Source organism: Streptomyces sp. 8L, assembly GCF_020176795.1.
Taxonomy (GTDB): domain Bacteria; phylum Actinomycetota; class Actinomycetes; order Streptomycetales; family Streptomycetaceae; genus Streptomyces.
This window is the reverse complement of sequence record NZ_JAIUKE010000086.1, coordinates 1-15,761: the sequence shown is the minus strand read 5'-3', so window position 1 is coordinate 15,761 and position 15,761 is coordinate 1. Positions and strand designations below refer to the sequence as shown.

Here is a 15,761-nt window from a genome sequence, read left to right as displayed (position 1 = left end):
GCCGGTACCCGAGCGAAGGAGGGGCCGTGGCCACCACAGAGGACGTCACCGAGAGCAGACTGCTGCTGGTCGAGTACGACCGGATCAAGGAGGAGCAGAAAACCCGCATCGGCTTCCGCGACAACCTGCTCTACTTCAACCTCGCCGCGTCCACCGCGGTGCTGACGCTCACCGTCCAGAGCCGGCAGGCGCAACTGCTGCTCACCGTCCCCGTGATCTGCCTGGTGCTTGGCTGGACCTACCTGGTCAACGACGAGAAGATCTCGGCGGTCGGCTGCTACATCCGCGACCAGCTGGCACCCCGGCTGGCCGAACTCGCCGGGGCACAGGGCGCGGTGTTCGGCTGGGAGATCTACCACCGCCACGACACGAGCCGCGCCACCCGCAAGCGCCTGCAGACCGCCGTGGACCTGTTCACCTACGTGGCCCTGCCGGTGATCTGCATGGCCGTGTTCTGGTGCTCCCCCGCCCCACGGCCCTACCTCGTGGCCCTCTCCCTCGCACAGACACTCGCCCTGGCCGTACTGGCATGGCAATTCCTCCGCTACGCAGAGGCGTAGAGCTGCCCCGCGCCTGGCTCGCTACACGGAGGGGATAGCGCCGCCCTGCGCCGTGCTTAGACGGCCCACACGTCCCGTCTATGTTCCGCAACCAAAGGAGCCCCTCCGTCCGCCGGACGGAAGGGCTCCTGACCTGGTATTTCCCTGTGCCCCCGGCAGGATTCGAACCTGCGACACCCGCTTTAGGAGTTTTCCCTGGGCGGGGCTGCGGTCTGAGGAAACGTTGGCTGCGGGGTCTCTGGCCTGGGGAAACACCTCTCCGTAGTTCTCACGTGTTCCCGGGGTTTCCCGGCCTCATGTGTGCTGAATCCGTTTCGGCGAAACGAGGTGCACCCGGTACGGCAGAGCTCCGCCATGCCGCCTTCGGCGGAGTACGGGCCGGTGTGGTGGATCACCATGCCGTGACCGGGCCCAAGCGCCTTGTGGTTGCGGTGGCGGGTACGCAGGTTGCAGTGCTCGACGACGCGGACGCCGAACCTTTCAGGACGGCGAGGAACTGGTCGGCGGACAGTGGCTGGGCCACGTGGGGGCGATTTCTCCCCCACGCCTCCATGGGCTTCAACTACGCAAAAGAGCCAACTGGCGGTTCCTCTTGCTGAGTCGTTTCCGAATGTCAGTCCAGCGCCGATGGCCGGTGGAGGGTCACCTGGGGCGGGGGACCTACCGCATGTGGATCTGGCAATCTGGTGGTGTCGTACTGCTTGGTGTACGAGGATCACACGGGGCCCCAAGACCGTGGTCTGCGCTTGGGTGCGTCCAGGTATCTGACCGATGCCATGCCGAGAGGCTCGGATGGCGAGGGGGAGAGAGATGAAACCAGCGGAAGAGCTTCTTGAGGAGATTTCCAGGAAGAGGTCCGCACTGCGGCTACACCGTGCATGGAGCGCAGGAGAGGGGCGCATCTACGCGCTACTGCGGAAGGCGGCCGAGTTCAGGGCCAGGGAGATAGATGCCGATATACACACTGATGTTCCCTGGGAAACGCTCTTCGGGTTCGTGATTGAGTGGCATCACCAGTTTCCGCTTGGTGATGGTGACTGTGACGAGGAGGCAGCTTTCGAAGTGCTCACCTCCGCCATCGAGTTCTCGCGGTGGGAACAGATAGAGCACAGTATCCGCATGGGAGGTTACTCGGTTAGGCGCAGAGGCGGGGATCTCCGAGTTCGCCACGCCTGGGATGTGGCCCTTGAAGCAGCCGACATGTATCTGGAATCACGAGCGCGTCCCAGAGAACTACCACCGTTCTCCGAGGTGGAACAGAGATGGGCCCGGACTCGCCCCGCCGAGTCGCGCGAAGGGCCGCCGTTCGAGGTATTGAAGGCGTCCGCAGAGCGGGCAATGGTGTCTATTGATGCCTGGAGGAAGTCTGCGCCGGAAGGATACTTGCCCGATTCCTTCGCCCTCGGCAACGGACTCACTATGAGGGAGGCCACGGTTCTCCTGGCCGGTATCATGGGGCTTTCCGACCTCTGTGAACTTGCGGCACGCTCTGCCGCGAGACTGGAGAGCACGCTTGCTCATCTGGATCGGCAAGTGATGGTCGATGCCTTGAGCCAGCTGTGCACCGATGTTCCGACCACGCATATCGACGACCTGCTGGAGCGATTGACCTATCGGGTGGGCCGTTCGGCCCGGACCGCGCCCCTCGTCGAGAGTGGAGAAAAGATTATTCTTTGTCCTCCTCTTATCACTTCGAGGGCGGTTGATGTAATTGCGCTGAGAACGGCGGCTCAAGATGCGAGTCGGTTCGGTCGGGTGGGTCACACCCTGGGGAAACGGGCAAAAGAGTGGGAGGACTGGTTTGCTGCGATTCCGGGGGTAGTAGCACGCAGCGGTGTGAAGGTGCTGCGTGCTGATGGAAAACGCGCGGGCGACCTGGACGTCATAGCTGTCGACACCGAGAACAAGCTGGGAATCTGCCTCGAAATCAAGTGGCCCATCGACGCCGTCACGCGCCGAGAAGTGGGTAAAGTGGAGAGCTGGGTCACCTCTGCCGCAGACCAGTTGGGAAGGGTGCGTGGCGAACTGGAGTCAGGGACTGCCGTGGCCGAGCTGCCGGACGTATGGCCCCAGCTAAGTGAAATTGAGATGACCTGGGGCGTGGGCACACCCCAGCAGCTCTGTCTACGGCCGATTTCCGTGCAGGGGATCTACCCGACCTCGTTGCGCTATCTACTCGAGGCCGGGGACCCGCCGTCGCTTCGCAGCGTTGTGGAGATGCTCAAGCGTCCGGATTTGCCGAAGCGAGGCCTGCACTATTCCGAGGAGTCGTTCACCTTGAGGATGGGGCACGGTGCCGTCGTCGTTGACAGAGTCGGACTCAGGCAGTTCGGATGGCGCCCGAGATTTCCTAACCCCGGATGACGCATACGTCATCCGAACGCCTTTCCCTTCGCAGAGTGGTCACTTGGTGCACGGGACTCGCATCTTCGGCGGGTAAGTCTGGCCCGACCCTCCGCGCCCGTGTCCTGGAGGGGATCATGGGAGCCGTCTCCGAGTGAGCATTTTCAGTGTGGCCACTGATCGGGTGACGGGCCGGTATGAGGTGGGGTGCGCAAAGGACAGGGCCCCGTGCCGTTAAGGGAGGTGTTCGACGTCTCAGCCCAGGAGCCCTGTTGGTTCCCTATCCTGCCGTACTCGACCTGCCCCACGCCCTGGTCGAGTGGGTCACGATGCTCATCGTCACCCGCGAGGGCGGCTGGCGGTGCAAACTTCCGCCGCACCGCCGTGCACTGGTCGCACTCGTATACCTCCGCCGCCACGACACCCTCGCCCAGATCGCCGGAGCCTTCGGGATATCCGTCGCCACCGCCCACGCCTACGTCACCGCGGTCACCGAACTGCTTGCCGAGCAGGCGCCGGGCCTGCTGAAGACGTTGCGCGCGCACGACCCGGGCTTCGTCCTCCTGGACGGCACGCTCGCCGAGTGCGACCGCGTCCGAGACAGCAGGGCCGACTACTCGTCCAAACACAAGCGGCACGGCGTGAACGTGTAGGTCGTCACCGACCCGGCCAGCGAGATCCTGTGGCTGTCGTCGGCACTTCCCGGCAGAACCCACGACCTGACGGCCGCCGGCACCCACAAGATTCTCCGGATCTGCGAACGCCAGGGCGTCCCGGTCCTCGCCGGCATGGCCTACATCGGCGCCAGCGACTGGGTCACCACCGCCAAGCGCCGACCGCCCAAGGGCGAACTCACCCTCACCCAGCGAACCAGGAACCGGGCCCTGTCCGCCGCGAGGGCACCTGTCGAACGAGGCATGGCACGGCTGAAGACCTGGCAGATTTTCTGCAGATCTCGCATCAGCCCCAACCGCATGAGCGTCATCACCAAATCCGTCCTCACCCTGGAGAGGCAACGCTGAAAACGCTCAATAACGTCAGTAAGTCGCGGGTGGTCGCGACCGCCAGCCGTTGCAAATGCGTTTCCGGCGGTCGATATCGGCGGCGCCTGACCTCCGTCACCGCGGCGACGCCGACTGATTCCACGCGTCGAGGCGCACCACGATCAGGTCGAGGGCGGCGCTTGGAAAGTGCCGATGCGGACGACGGGAGAGTGGAGTTCAAAGGATGGGTCCTGCCCGTGCAGCAACTTTGGCCGACCATCACCCGTGCCATTTCCTGATCTGCGGTGCAGGCGTGCTCCACTCTCTGGCTGTAGACGGTTTAGCCGACTGAGCGGGGGAAGGCATCGCCCAGTGGCCAGAGCCTCGGGAGGCCGAGGGCATCATGGATGGGACAGGTTGGCATCTGGCGTTCGATCTGGAAGTCGACCAATTTTGCCGTTGACCAGGAAGGTAGGACCGGAGCCGGGAGTGAGCTGGGGTCTGGGCTCTGCCAGAGAATGGGGGTGTTCTTCGTCCAGGTCCAGGGTGCCGGGTTGTCCACTGTGAGCACACCGCTGACCCGACTGTGAGTGTGATGGCTGTCCGAGCCCCAGTAACCGCCGGGCAATCGGCCGAAGGCCGGTGTGCTGGTGTGGGTATTCATGACCGAGGCCCCGTACAGCGCGGCCTCGGTGTCCCTGTCTTCGGGGAAGAACGCTGCGTGGCCGATCGCCACGATGAACGGCAGAGTCAGTTCGCCGTACTTGCTTCCTTTCTTTTTGACCGCGCCGAACACGCGATCTTGTCCAGCATTGAGCCAGGTCATCGCGGGGTAGATGCCGATTGTCCTGGTCGCTGGGTCGCCTCGCTTGTCGGGGCTGCGGGGTATCGCCTCGAAAGAGAGGCTCCAGCCGTCCTCCCGCCAGGTGCGCCTGGGCAGGGGGATCTTGAGCTCGGAGTCCGCGATGACTTGATCGGGGTCCAGACTTGCGAGCCACCGTGTCAGTCCGCTCTTCAGTCGCTTCTGTGACGGAGTTGCCGCTGCCGATCCGGCTGCGTGAACCGTGCACGACACGAAAAAGTTTGGACTGGGCACGTGATCGATGGCGTCGATCAGCTGAGGTGGGAGCTGGTCACCCGTGTCGCCCAGGCGCTCGGGTGTCCACTTTGCTTCAACGATGAATTGCTCCCCATCGCGGGCTACCAGGAAGTCGGGGTTCTTACCGCTGGTGCCGATCTGATGCTCGATCTCCACCGTGCAGCCGGAGCCGAGCAGCATCTCGTGCAGATACAGCTCCCAGAGTGCCGAGAACACGTTCGTGTCGGAGTTCCGGTCCAGTAGCCGACTGCGCAGGCCGGGCCGAGATTGGACCGGGAGATGCGACCACCACTCGTTGATCACATCCCGTACCTCATCCCAGAACGGGCCAGCGATCCTCTCGAAGAATTCGCTCTCCGCCTCTGCAGCTCGTTTTGGGGATGTATCTGTCCGATTCTGGCTTATATATACGACCATGGCGCACGAGCATAGATCGCCCCACCGGCAGCTCGCATAGGTTTTCGATGACTGTGGAGAGCGTCGTGGGATCAACTCGGACGGCCCTCTCGGGTTCCGTGCGACCGCCCGACAGCTTCAGTTGGTGCTGCCGCAGGTCGAACGCCCGCCTACGCGACGAATCGGTCGTTCGTCGATATCGGGCGGACGGTCATGGGTGCCGTCACATGCCGCAAGGGCGGGTAATGATTTCGCGGTATGCCCGCTGCGATGGGTCGTGACTGTGGTGCTGCAGCACCCATACCGCGTCTCTGTGAAGTCGTCGTCGCTGGGCAGTGGCCTCCGCCTCCAGGGCGCATCGCATGGCGTAGGTCGTGGGCTCCGGTCAGACTCGCGGTTCAGGTCCCGCCGCCCGGAAGGGAACGAGTGATTATCGCCCCCACCGTCCGTTGGCCACCGCGACCTTGGCGCTGAGCTCCTCGGCCTGAGTGGGCCGTCTCAGCGCTTCGGGTGGGACGTCCCATTCCCTTCCACCCTGTGGCGGCCTGAGCTGGAAGTAGGGGCCCTCGCGCCCCATGATCATGCCCGCTCGGCCGTTGCGTTTATCGACCATCAGCATCCCCAGGCCGGCCTGATCCACGTCTGCCACGTTGGTCATCTCCTTGGACTGTGAGACCCGGAGGCGGGCTCGCTGGGTCTAGGGAGGGCCGCGGCTGCCGGGTGTGGGGCGAACCCGTCGGGGAGGCGGAAGAGAGGGGTGCCGAGGGCACGGAGCAGCCTTCGATCTCCGGTGAAACGGGTGCGGGCGTGGAGCCAGCGGTGGTTGTCCAGGAGGTAGCCCTGTCCGGCCTGGAGTGTGAGGCGCTGTTGGTTGATGGCGATGGCCTGGCGGAGTGCGGGGAGGCAGGGCTGGACGATGGGGCTCCAGCGGGCGAGGCCGTCCTGGCGGAGCCGTATTGAGACGCGGCCGTCGACCTCGGGGGTGAAGACCCGGGTGGCGTGGCCTGTGCCCGCTCCGAAGTAGACGGTTCGGGGCTGGTAGAGGGCGATGACTGCGTCTCGGCTCTCGCGGGTGAGGCTCCAGTGGACTGCGCGGCCGTCGGCTAGAAGTGTCTCGCCCCCCGCGGGCGCCGGTTGCAGGCAGACCAGGAGCATCAGGCGCGGAGGCGTGAGGGTGCTGGATCCTTCGGTGTGTGCCCGCAACTCGCCGCTGCCAAGGCCGGCGAAGCCGGCGCGGTGGGCGTGGCTTCCGGTGTCGTGGATCAGGGTCAGGCGGTCGTGTGCCGCGTGGGGATGGGGTGTGATCGTCATCAGGCGGGAGGCGACGCCCAGGACGTGCTGCCGGTTCACGAGCCCGTCGAGGGTGACCAGGCCCGTCCTGCGGAGTTGTGTGGCGATCACTCCGCGCGCGTGTGGACTGCGGACGTCGACGTAGTGGTCAGCGAAGAGCGTCTCGGAGTCCCTGGGGGTATCGAGCATCGCTGTACTCCTTCGGTCGGGCGTTGGGATCAGGCTGGGAGAGGACGAGAGCGGGGTAAAGCGACTAATTGTCGACTCGGACAAATGGGTCGGCGCGATGGTCCGTTGATGACGGCGTGCTACGTTCCGAAGACCCGGCTCGCACACCGCAGGACGAGGACGTTCATGACGTACACGCCGCCGCTTTGGCCCGTCTCCGTGAAAGGCGTCGCGCTCGACGGGCGTGATCGTGTGCTCCTGCTGCGGAATGAGCGCAACGAGTGGGAATTGCCCGGGGGCCGCCTGGAGATCGGCAGCCCTGACGGGAGGCAGCTACCGGACAGGAGTCCGGAGACCGCGCTGGAGCGCGAGATCCAGGAGGAGACCGGCTGGGACGTCACGGCCGGCCCGCTCATCGACGGCGGCACCTGGATCTACCAGCCCATCCCGGGACGGCGCGTGCTGATCGTTACGTATGGCTGCACAGTCCTCACCCCCGACCGGCCACCGGTCGTCAGCCACGAGCACAAAGAACTCGGCATGTTCAGCGCCGACGAGGTTTCGGGACTGAACATGCCCGACGGCTACAAGCAGGCCATCACCGCCTGGTACGGCCAAGGCCGCCCCGGTGCGACGGGCCAGGGCAACGGCGAGCGGATGTAGTCGGCGATGGTCGGCGGCGAGGTCGCGAAGCAGGCAGGACAGCAATGGCTTGCCTCTCTGCGGCCCTCGCCCCGACATGCCCAGTGGCACTGGGCGACTCCGCAGGCCCAACTGGTACTGACCACTGGGAACGTGGCGGACATCCTCCGTTTCTACCGGCGCGTGCATGGCCTGAACCAGACCGCGCTCGGGGAGCTCCTCGGTTACGACAAGACCTACATTTCCGCCCTGGAGCTGGGCAAGCGTGTCCTCGAAGACGTGGGTTCCCGTCGCAGGGTGTGCGAGGCGTTACGGCTGCCGCCGCACGTCCTCGGTATCACTGACCCCACGGATACGGACCACCGGGCGATGCTGCAGTTCGGCGAGTCCACCGTTCGCCTCGCCGAGATCGCCCGTCAGTCCGGTCACGCCTCCGAGGCCGTGTCCGAGCTCTGGCCGCTCGTCGCACGCCTCGAAGCCCGCGTCGATGACGGCCACACCGAGAGTGACGTCCTGCGTCTGCTCGCCAGAGCCCGTGTCGGCCTCGGCGCAGCCCTGGGCAACGTGCTGCCGGAAGAACGTCTGGCCACCGCCGCGCACTGGACAGCCAAGAGCCTGGAGGTCGCCGGATACTTCGGCGACCCGGGCATGACTTCGTACGCTTTGCGCATGCACGGCAACGAGCTGCGCAAAGCCAACCTTCGGGGCGCAGCCGTCCTGCGGCTGTGCCGCGCCGCGGCCACCGCTCCCAACACCGCGGCCCGTGCTGACGCCCTGCCGCTCCTCGCCCGAGCCGCCGGCGCACTGGGTAACGGCGAGCTGTTCGACCGGGTGATGCGAGAGGCCGACGTCCTCCTCGACCACGTCGACCACACCAGCGTTTTCAACCCTTACTCGATGCACGAGATCCGCTTGCGGGGCCTCGTTGCCACAGGGCGTACTGGCACGGCGATGCGGCTGCTGGAGCAGAGCCCGGCGCCTACGACCATCGTGGCGCCACAGTGGCGAGTAATCGAGCTGATCACCGTGGCCCACGTACAGCTGCTGGCCGACGACCACTCCGGCGCCGCCCGGTCGCTGGACACTGCCACCAGTGAGGCGATGACGCAGCGCCTTCCCCACCAGCTCCAGCGAATCATCCGCACAGCGGGGAAACGGCTGCCTACGCAGCACGCCACGGCGGCCCAGCTCCTGCAACGAATACGAAGCGAGTTGGCCGCCTGACGGTGTGCTCAACGGCGGGCCACGAGCTGGTCTGCGGCGTGCTGGACCGTTGTATCGCCCATTCGGCAGCGGCGATGACGATGACGAGTTCGAGTGACTGCTCGCCGGAGTTGAGTACATGCGCTACTTCGTTGAGGTTGTTTCCGATGTGGCCGGGGTGCCTACGGGCGGAAAAGAACTCCGAGGACAGCTCTCGATCGCCTTTTACCGCGCTCGCGGCTTGGTCGAGATCGCGAGAGCAGGCGAGAGCCGACCGAGCGAGGAAGCCGACGACGGTGAGGTCAGCGGCTTCGGCTCCCGTGGTGATGGTGGATGGGGCGAACTCCTCTTCACTGAGACGAGCGTTGCGCACGTGCGACCGCTGGCGACGCTGATGGGGGAGACGGCGCCCACGGCGAGGCGTCTCCTTCCTCCGAGGCTTCGATCTGCCCTCGGTCGCGGCCTCCTCGTCCGGCGTCTCCCGGCGCCGGGCGCTCCCCGGGCCCACGGGGCTGGGGCCTTTGGATACTTCGGCCGCGGCGGCGTATCCGCAGGGATAACGTGTCCGGACTCGACGGAAGCCAGGCTTCCGCCTCAACTTACTGCTCGATGGTCCGGCTCTCTGTCCGGTCGCCGTGCATGGAGTGCTCCAGTGGTGTGGACAGGGCAACCAAAGGAGCCCCTCCGCCCGCTGGACGGAAGGGCTCCTGACCTGGTATTTCCCTGTGCCCCCGGCAGGATTCGAACCTGCGACACCCGCTTTAGGAGAGCGGTGCTCTATCCCCTGAGCTACGAAGGCGCAGCTACAGGGTAGCGGATTCGGTGCGCCGGGAACGCTTGGGTCCTGGGCGGGGGGATGCCGGGTGCGGAGGGGCCTCGGCACCGCGTCGGGCTCTCACCGCGGCGGTGGCCCCGCGGGTGCGGTTGCTGGTGGGGGCTGGCTCGGGAGGCGTACGCCCGTCCGCCTCGCGCGTGCTCAGTTGGTGGTTCCCACCCCCGCCAGGCCGGCGCGCAGGGTCGCGGTCCTTTTTACCGCCGCGTCGAAGGGGGTGCCCGGCAGGGTCCCGTCTGCCAGTGCGTCGACCAGGGCCTCCAACGCCTCCTGGCCCTGGGCGACATCGCGCGCCGAGCAGAGCACCAGGTCCGTCCCCGCGCCGGCGGCGAGCACTGCCCTGCGGGCCGTCGTGTACGCGCTCAGCGCCTTCGCCTCCAGCGCGTCGGTCACCGTCACCCCCGTGAACCCCAGACGGTCTCGCAGCTCCTGCTGGATGATCTTCGAGGAGAGGCCGGCCGGGTAGTCCGCGTCCAGGGCCGGGTACACCGCCCACGACAGCAGGACCAGCTTCACGCCCGCGTCGAGCGCCGCACGGTAGGGCGCCTCGTCGACGTCCCGCAGTTCGGAGAGGGACTGCCCGAGTGTCACGGGGCCTAGGTCCGTGTTCTCGTCCGCCCCGGCCGCGCCGAGCCCGGGGAAGTGCTTGGCCGTCGCCGCGACGCCCGTCCGCTGCTGGGCGGTGATGAACGCCGCGCCGAGCGTGCCGACCTCCGCGGGGTCCGTCCCGTACGACCGCTGGTGGCCGTCCGCGAAGTCGCCCGGGGTGCGGTAGACGTCCAGCACCGGCGACAGGTTGACGTTCATGCCCACGCCCGCCAGGTTCTCTCCGGCTCCCGTGCCCGCGTCGTCGGCCGCGCCCCGGGGGTCGGACGCCTCGCCCACCTGTTTCTCGGACATCTCCGGCGCGCCGGGCAGGCGGCGCACCTGGCCGCCCTCCTGGTCGGTCATCAGGAGCAGCGGAGCCTTCACCGGACTGCTCTCGTTGGCCTTCACCAACTGGGCCACCACATCGCCGATCTGGCTCTTGTCGGAGATGTTCTCGCCGAAGAAGATCACCCCCGCCACCTCGCCGTCGCGGATCGCCGTCAGCAGGCTGTCCGGCGGGGTCAGGCCGGGATACGAGTAGATGATCCGCTGTCCCGCACGCTGCCGGGGGGTGAGTTCGACGGCCTTGTCGGGCAGCGGGCCGGGCTCCGTAGCGGCCACTGGACCATGGCCTGCCGGGCGGGCCGCCGCGGCCGCCGGGCCCGCGCCGATCGCCAGCGAGGCGACGGCGGCCCCTGCGGCCGCGAGCACGGTACGACGACGGGCGGGGGTGCTGTTCTGCGGAATGTCCATGGTGGGGTCCTCTTCGCCGGTGGGGGCTGAGCGAGCTAAGGAGCATGGCGCCAGGCCAAGGTGAAGGATTCCTTCAAGCGGCCACAAGGGTTGTGAAAGTTATTTTCCGACGGATCGCGGTCACGTTCTGTTGCGCATCATCTACGAATGGTGGCATGAGGCACTGACAACACGCCTGCCGCTCGATTCCTCACCCGGCGGCTTCGCTGTGTCCGCGGCTCGTGCGTGCACGGGCGGTCGGGCGACCCGGGAGGTAGTTACGGTCAGTTGATAAGCCTATTGTTACTAAATATGGAAGAGGGAATCGTCACGCCCGCGAGCGACGACGTCGCGCAGACGGGAGCCGCCCTGCGGCTCGCCGTCGCGCGGATCGGCAGACGCCTCCGCCAGACACACGCCGTCGGCGATGTGACCCTGTCGGGCGCGTCCGTGCTGGCCAGGCTGAGCAGAGACGGCGCGGACTCACCGGGCTCGCTCGCTGAACTGGAACGCGTACGGCCGCAGGCGATGGCGGCCACGCTCGCCTCGCTCGAGGAGCGCGGGCTCGTACGGCGTTCGCAGGACGAGGCGGACGGCCGACGGTCGCTCATGACCGTCACGGAAGAAGGACGGAAGGTGCTGATGGACCGGCGATCCGAGTCGGTGCAGCGGATGACCGACGTACTCGGCCAGGAGTTCACGCCCGAGGAGCGCGGCATGCTGGTGGCCGTTCTCCCGCTGCTCGACCGGCTGGCGGAACGGCTGTGAGCGCGAGCGGAAGCGGCGGGAGTTCCGGACGCGGGCAGGACACCGGAGGCGCCGGAGGCGGCGGCGACCGCGGTGCCCGAGGCGGGGGCGCCGGGACCGGCGCTTCGGGCGGCGGCGCGGGCGGTTCGAAGGAGGGTGGTTCGCCGGAGGGTGGTTCGAAGGAGGGCGGTTCGAAGAAGGGCGGTTCCAAGAAGGGCGGTTCGAAGGAGGGCGGTGCGAAGGAGAGTGCCGCGCGCCTCACGCGTGCCGAGCGCATGAAGAACACCCCGGTTCCCGCCAACTACAAGTGGATCGCCCTCTCCAACACCACGCTCGGCGTGCTGATCGCCACGATGGACGCCTCCATCGTGATCATCTCGCTGCCGGCGATCTTCCGGGGGATCGGCCTCGATCCGCTGGCCCCTGGCAATATCGGCTACCTGCTCTGGATGATCCTGGGCTACCTCCTCGTCTCGGCCGTCCTCGTCGTGGTCCTCGGCCGGCTCGGGGACATGTTCGGCCGGGTCAAGATCTACAACCTCGGTTTCATGATCTTCGCCTTCGCCTCGATCGCGCTGTCGCTCGATCCCATGATGGGCGGTGGAGGGGCCCTCTGGCTGATCCTGTGGAGAATCGTTCAGGCTTTCGGCGGCTCCATGCTGACCGCCAACTCGGCCGCCATCCTCACCGACGCGTTCCCCTCGCGGCAGCGCGGCATGGCGCTGGGCATCAACCAGATCACCGCTCTCGCGGGGCAGTTCCTCGGTCTCCTCGCAGGCGGTCTGCTGGCCGTCATCGACTGGCGTGCCGTCTTCTGGGTCAGCGTCCCGATCAGCGTGACCGGCACGATCTGGTCGTACCTGAGCCTGCGGGAGACCGCCTCCGGCAAGCGCGGCCGTATCGACTGGTGGGGCAACCTGACGTTCGCGGCCGGCGCGGGGATTCTGCTGGCGGGCATCACGTACGGCATCCAGCCGTACGGAGGCGATGCCACCGGATGGGGAAATCCGATGGTGCTCGGCGGACTGATCGGCGGCGTCTTCCTGCTCGCGCTGTTCTGCTTCATCGAGACGCGCGTGAAGGAGCCGATGTTCCGGCTCTCGCTCTTCAAGGTCCGGGCGTTCGCCGCGGGCAACCTCGCCGCGCTGCTGACCGCCATCGCGCGCGGTGGCCTCCAGTTCATGCTGATCATCTGGCTCCAGGGGATCTGGCTGCCGTTGCACGGCTACAACTTCGAGGACACGCCTCTGTGGGCCGGCATCTTCATGCTCCCGTTGACCTGCGGCTTCCTGGTCGCCGGCCCGATATCGGGCTATATGTCGGACCGGTTCGGGGCGCGCTTGTTCTCCACGACCGGTCTGATCGTCGTGGCGGCGTCGTTCATCGGTCTGCTCCTGCTGCCGGTGGACTTCAACTACTACCTGTTCGCGCTGTTGCTGCTGCTCAACGGCCTGGGACAGGGCATGTTCTCGTCGCCGAACACGTCGTCAATCATGGGCAGCGTGCCGGCCGAGTACCGGGGGGTCGCCTCCGGCATGCGCTCCACGTTCCAGAACTCCGGCACGGCTCTGTCCATCGGTGTGTTCTTCTCGCTGATGGTCTCCGGCCTCGCCTCGAAGTTGCCGACCACGCTCAGCTCCGGCCTCCAGGGCCAGGGGGTGCCGGCCGGCACGGCCCACCAGGTCGCCTCGCTGCCGCCCGTCAGCACGCTCTTCGCGACGTTCCTCGGCAACAACCCCATCCAGCACCTGCTCGCACCGAGCGGCGCACTGCACCGGGTGACCGCCGCGCAACGGGACACCCTCACCGGGCACAGCTTCTTCCCCCGGCTGGTCTCGGGCCCCTTCCACCACGGGCTCGTGATCGTCTTCGGCGTCGCCGCGGGCATGGCGCTGGTCTCCGCGGTCGCCTCGGCGCTGCGCGGCAGCCACCAGCGCGACGACGAACAGTCCACCTCCGAGAAGAATGAGAAAGGAAAGCCGGAATGGCGAAAAGCGCCCTCCTCGTGATGGATGTGCAGCAGGACATCGTGCGGCGGTTCCCGGGTGACGCGGACTACCTGCCGCGGCTGCGCAAGGCCGTCGACGCGGCGCGGGCGGCGGAGATCCCGGTGATCTACGTCGTCGTCGGATTCCGCGCGGGACACCCCGAGATCAGCCCGCGCAACAAGAGCTTCAGCCAGATCGCGGTGGCTGTGGCCAGCGGAGACACCCGCGGGTTCGCCGAGGGCGATCCGGGGGCCCGCATCCACTCGGACCTCGGGCCCGAGGACGGCGATGTCGTCGTCATCAAGAAGAGGGTCAGCGCTTTCGCGGGCAGCGACCTCGACATGGTGCTGCGGGCGCAGGGCGTCGACTCGCTCGTCCTGACCGGGATCGCCACCAGCGGTGTCGTGCTCTCGACAGTCCGTCAGGCCGCGGACCTGGACTTCGGCATCACGGTGCTGGAGGACGGCTGCCTGGACAACGACCCGGAGGTGCACCGGGTGCTGACCGGCAAGGTCTTCCCGCGCCAGGCGGACGTCGTGTCCGTCGACGAGTGGGCCGATTCGATCGCGTCGCACAAGTAGGGCGCGACCAGGCGGTACGTGCGGTACATGCGGTGTACGGGGTGCACGCGGTGCGCCTCGTACACCCGGTCACCCCCGTGCACCCCGTACACGCGGTACACCGGTATATGGCCGAGGCGCTTCCGCCCGCCCTTCCGCCTGCGTCGGTGTAGGTCCGTGCACGTCGTCCGGTCGTGCGCGCCGCGCCGGCCGGAGCTCTGCGCGGGCGCGTGCGGGCGGCCGTTCAGGAGCGCGTCACGCGCACCGTGTACTTCCCGTCCGCCGACTTCGAGACCACGGAGATCGTGAGGTGGTCGTCCTTGTCGGTGAAGGTCTGCCCGGGCTCGTACGTCGCGTCGGAGAGTTCGGCCTGCACGTTGGGCAGCCGCGTACAGCCGCCACTGTGCTTGGTGCTGTCGGAGATGGTGATCGGGCCCTGCCCGGTGTCGACCGACGCGTCCACGCGGTAGATCAGGACGCCCGGCCGGCACACCGCCTGGTCGTTGCCCGCGTGGGTCCGCACCTCGACGGCGTACCCGGCCTGTTGCGACAGCGGAATGAAGATCATCTTCCGGCCGCCTCGGGTCTCCAGCGGCTCCAGCTCCCGTTCCAGCGTGCCCTGCGCGGAGGCGCAGCTGACCTGGTCGTCGTCGAGCCAGCCGAGCTTCCACTTGTGCCAGCCCAGCATGTCGTTGTCGGCTCCCCAGTCCTCGGACATGATGTCCCAGTGGCCGACCGAACTGCCGCCTGCCGTGGTGTAGAGGTCGGGCAGTCCGAAGGTGTGGCCGTTCTCGTGCGGGAGCACCCGGAAACCGGTCTGCTTGTACGATCCTGAGCCGTCGTCCTGACGGCTGTACACAAAGGATGTGTTGGACAGCGGGACGCCGTCCGCGTGCGGGGCGTCCTTGTTGCCGGAGAAGGTCACGGACAGCACTGTGTCCAGCGCCGAGGGGCCGGCGTTCGGCGTCACCAGGATGTTGATGATGTCGTACTTGCTGAAGTCGACCGTCGGGTTGGCCGCCTTGATGATGTCGTCGACGAGGTGGTGGTACCCCGGCTCGTACGGGGAACCGCGGTTGATCCCGTAGGCGCTGAAGGCCTTGGGCATACGCAGCCAGTGGGTGATCGGCGTCTCGGGCCGGTAGTGCAGCCGGCCGTACGAACCGGTGTTGAACCACGCCGCCGTCTGCGGGAAGAACTCGTGGAAACGGTCCATCGCCGTGCGCGAGCCAGGCGCGTCCGGGAAGTCGATCATCAGGTTCAGGGCGCGCACCTCACCGGTCGAGCGGGCGTACCCCGTCTTGGTGGGCAGGCCCTCGGACATCTGCACCGCGCTGCCGGTCTTTGAGCTGATGCGGCACGGCCCCAGCACCGCGTCCCCGTGGGCGGAACCCGGGCCAGCCGAGGCGCGGATGGCCATGGGTGATCCGCTGGCGGTGGTCAGGACGGCGAGCGTGAGCGCGGCGAGCCCGGCGAACACGCCGGCGCGGCGCCGATGGGTGAGGCGGCGCGTGCCGCGGCGGCCGCGGGGCCTCGGCCGGTGCGCGTCCGAGCCCGAGCCGCGAGCGCTGCCGCTGCCGTGGCGGCCGCCCGCGCGGAGGGGGGGGCGGGCGCCCGGGGGGGGGCCCGG

12 protein-coding genes, 1 tRNA gene and 2 pseudogenes are annotated in these 15,761 nt (G+C 67.2%); 8 read left to right on the top strand and 7 right to left on the bottom strand.

Annotation, left to right across the window (positions count from 1 at the left end; genetic code table 11):
* The first annotated feature begins 26 nt into the window (after positions 1-26).
* The 3 genes and pseudogenes from LCE31_RS09140 (at position 27) to LCE31_RS09130 (ending at position 3,925) form a co-directional block, all read left to right on the top strand.
* Entirely contained in the window at positions 27-560 is a 534-nt protein-coding gene (locus tag LCE31_RS09140) for a hypothetical protein (protein ID WP_225013556.1), read from the top strand.
* A gap of 810 nt (positions 561-1,370) precedes the next feature.
* Complete coding sequence (locus LCE31_RS09135; protein WP_225013555.1) at positions 1,371-2,924, top strand: hypothetical protein; 1,554 nt, start codon at positions 1,371-1,373, stop codon at positions 2,922-2,924.
* Between the two features lie 251 nt (positions 2,925-3,175).
* Positions 3,176-3,925, top strand: a pseudogene (locus LCE31_RS09130) (transposase family protein).
* 301 nt (positions 3,926-4,226) lie between these two features.
* On the opposite strand, the gene LCE31_RS09125 reads toward LCE31_RS09130, so the two are convergent.
* From LCE31_RS09125 to LCE31_RS09115, 4 genes and pseudogenes are all read right to left on the bottom strand, one after another.
* The gene (locus LCE31_RS09125; protein ID WP_225013553.1) at positions 4,227-5,288 is read right to left on the bottom strand and encodes a hypothetical protein; all 1,062 of its coding nucleotides are present in this window, start codon (positions 5,286-5,288) and stop codon (positions 4,227-4,229) included.
* A gap of 316 nt (positions 5,289-5,604) precedes the next feature.
* A pseudogene (locus tag LCE31_RS41505) lies at positions 5,605-5,751 on the bottom strand (DUF7848 domain-containing protein); the annotation flags it as partial.
* Between the two features lie 60 nt (positions 5,752-5,811).
* Entirely contained in the window at positions 5,812-6,039 is a 228-nt protein-coding gene (locus LCE31_RS09120; protein ID WP_225013551.1) for a hypothetical protein, read from the bottom strand.
* The gene (locus tag LCE31_RS09115) at positions 6,036-6,860 is read right to left on the bottom strand and encodes a TauD/TfdA family dioxygenase (RefSeq protein ID WP_225013550.1); all 825 of its coding nucleotides are present in this window, start codon (positions 6,858-6,860) and stop codon (positions 6,036-6,038) included. Before LCE31_RS09115 ends, LCE31_RS09120 begins: the two co-directional genes overlap by 4 nt.
* A gap of 108 nt (positions 6,861-6,968) precedes the next feature.
* On the opposite strand from LCE31_RS09115, the gene LCE31_RS09110 reads away from it, so the two are divergent.
* Together LCE31_RS09110 and LCE31_RS09105 are read left to right on the top strand one after the other, a co-directional pair.
* Entirely contained in the window at positions 6,969-7,502 is a 534-nt protein-coding gene (locus tag LCE31_RS09110) for an NUDIX hydrolase (protein ID WP_225013548.1), read from the top strand.
* Between the two features lie 132 nt (positions 7,503-7,634).
* Positions 7,635-8,705 carry a helix-turn-helix domain-containing protein gene (locus tag LCE31_RS09105; protein WP_225013546.1) on the top strand — a complete coding sequence of 357 codons (1,071 nt, stop codon included), beginning with the start codon at positions 7,635-7,637 and terminating at the stop codon, positions 8,703-8,705.
* A gap of 705 nt (positions 8,706-9,410) precedes the next feature.
* Here the strand turns inward: LCE31_RS09105 and LCE31_RS09100 are convergent.
* Together LCE31_RS09100 and LCE31_RS09095 are read right to left on the bottom strand one after the other, a co-directional pair.
* Positions 9,411-9,483 (bottom strand) — tRNA-Arg (locus tag LCE31_RS09100).
* A gap of 177 nt (positions 9,484-9,660) precedes the next feature.
* Positions 9,661-10,857: a glycoside hydrolase family 3 N-terminal domain-containing protein gene (locus LCE31_RS09095; RefSeq protein ID WP_225013544.1), complete on the bottom strand. Its 1,197-nt coding sequence runs from the start codon at positions 10,855-10,857 to the stop codon at positions 9,661-9,663.
* A 291-nt stretch (positions 10,858-11,148) separates the two neighbouring features.
* Between LCE31_RS09095 and LCE31_RS09090 the strand changes: the two genes are divergently transcribed.
* The 3 genes from LCE31_RS09090 to LCE31_RS09080 all read left to right on the top strand — a co-directional run bounded on the left by LCE31_RS09090 (position 11,149) and on the right by LCE31_RS09080 (position 14,152).
* On the top strand, positions 11,149-11,604 hold the full coding sequence (locus tag LCE31_RS09090; RefSeq protein WP_225013542.1) for a MarR family winged helix-turn-helix transcriptional regulator: 456 nt from the start codon (positions 11,149-11,151) through the stop codon (positions 11,602-11,604).
* A 254-nt stretch (positions 11,605-11,858) separates the two neighbouring features.
* Positions 11,859-13,592, top strand: coding sequence for an MFS transporter (locus LCE31_RS09085; protein ID WP_225013577.1), 1,734 nt, complete (start codon positions 11,859-11,861; stop codon positions 13,590-13,592).
* Positions 13,568-14,152 (top strand): cysteine hydrolase family protein, encoded by a 585-nt coding sequence (locus LCE31_RS09080; RefSeq protein WP_225013540.1) that lies wholly within the window; start codon positions 13,568-13,570, stop codon positions 14,150-14,152. Before LCE31_RS09085 ends, LCE31_RS09080 begins: the two co-directional genes overlap by 25 nt.
* A 223-nt stretch (positions 14,153-14,375) precedes the next feature.
* On the opposite strand, the gene LCE31_RS09075 is transcribed toward LCE31_RS09080, so the two are convergent.
* Entirely contained in the window at positions 14,376-15,611 is a 1,236-nt protein-coding gene (locus LCE31_RS09075) for a M6 family metalloprotease domain-containing protein (RefSeq protein ID WP_225013576.1), read from the bottom strand.
* Positions 15,612-15,761: the final 150 nt, after the last annotated feature.

Coding starts and splice junctions, on each gene's coding strand:
- LCE31_RS09135 (WP_225013555.1), top strand. CDS start 1,371: ATGAAACCAGCGGAAGAGCTTCTTGAGGAGATTTCCAGGAAGAGGTCC.
- LCE31_RS09120 (WP_225013551.1), bottom strand. CDS start 6,039: ATGACCAACGTGGCAGACGTGGATCAGGCCGGCCTGGGGATGCTGATG.
- LCE31_RS09115 (WP_225013550.1), bottom strand. CDS start 6,860: ATGCTCGATACCCCCAGGGACTCCGAGACGCTCTTCGCTGACCACTAC.
- LCE31_RS09110 (WP_225013548.1), top strand. CDS start 6,969: ATGACGGCGTGCTACGTTCCGAAGACCCGGCTCGCACACCGCAGGACG.
- LCE31_RS09095 (WP_225013544.1), bottom strand. CDS start 10,857: ATGGACATTCCGCAGAACAGCACCCCCGCCCGTCGTCGTACCGTGCTC.
- LCE31_RS09090 (WP_225013542.1), top strand. CDS start 11,149: ATGGAAGAGGGAATCGTCACGCCCGCGAGCGACGACGTCGCGCAGACG.
- LCE31_RS09085 (WP_225013577.1), top strand. CDS start 11,859: ATGAAGAACACCCCGGTTCCCGCCAACTACAAGTGGATCGCCCTCTCC.
- LCE31_RS09080 (WP_225013540.1), top strand. CDS start 13,568: ATGGCGAAAAGCGCCCTCCTCGTGATGGATGTGCAGCAGGACATCGTG.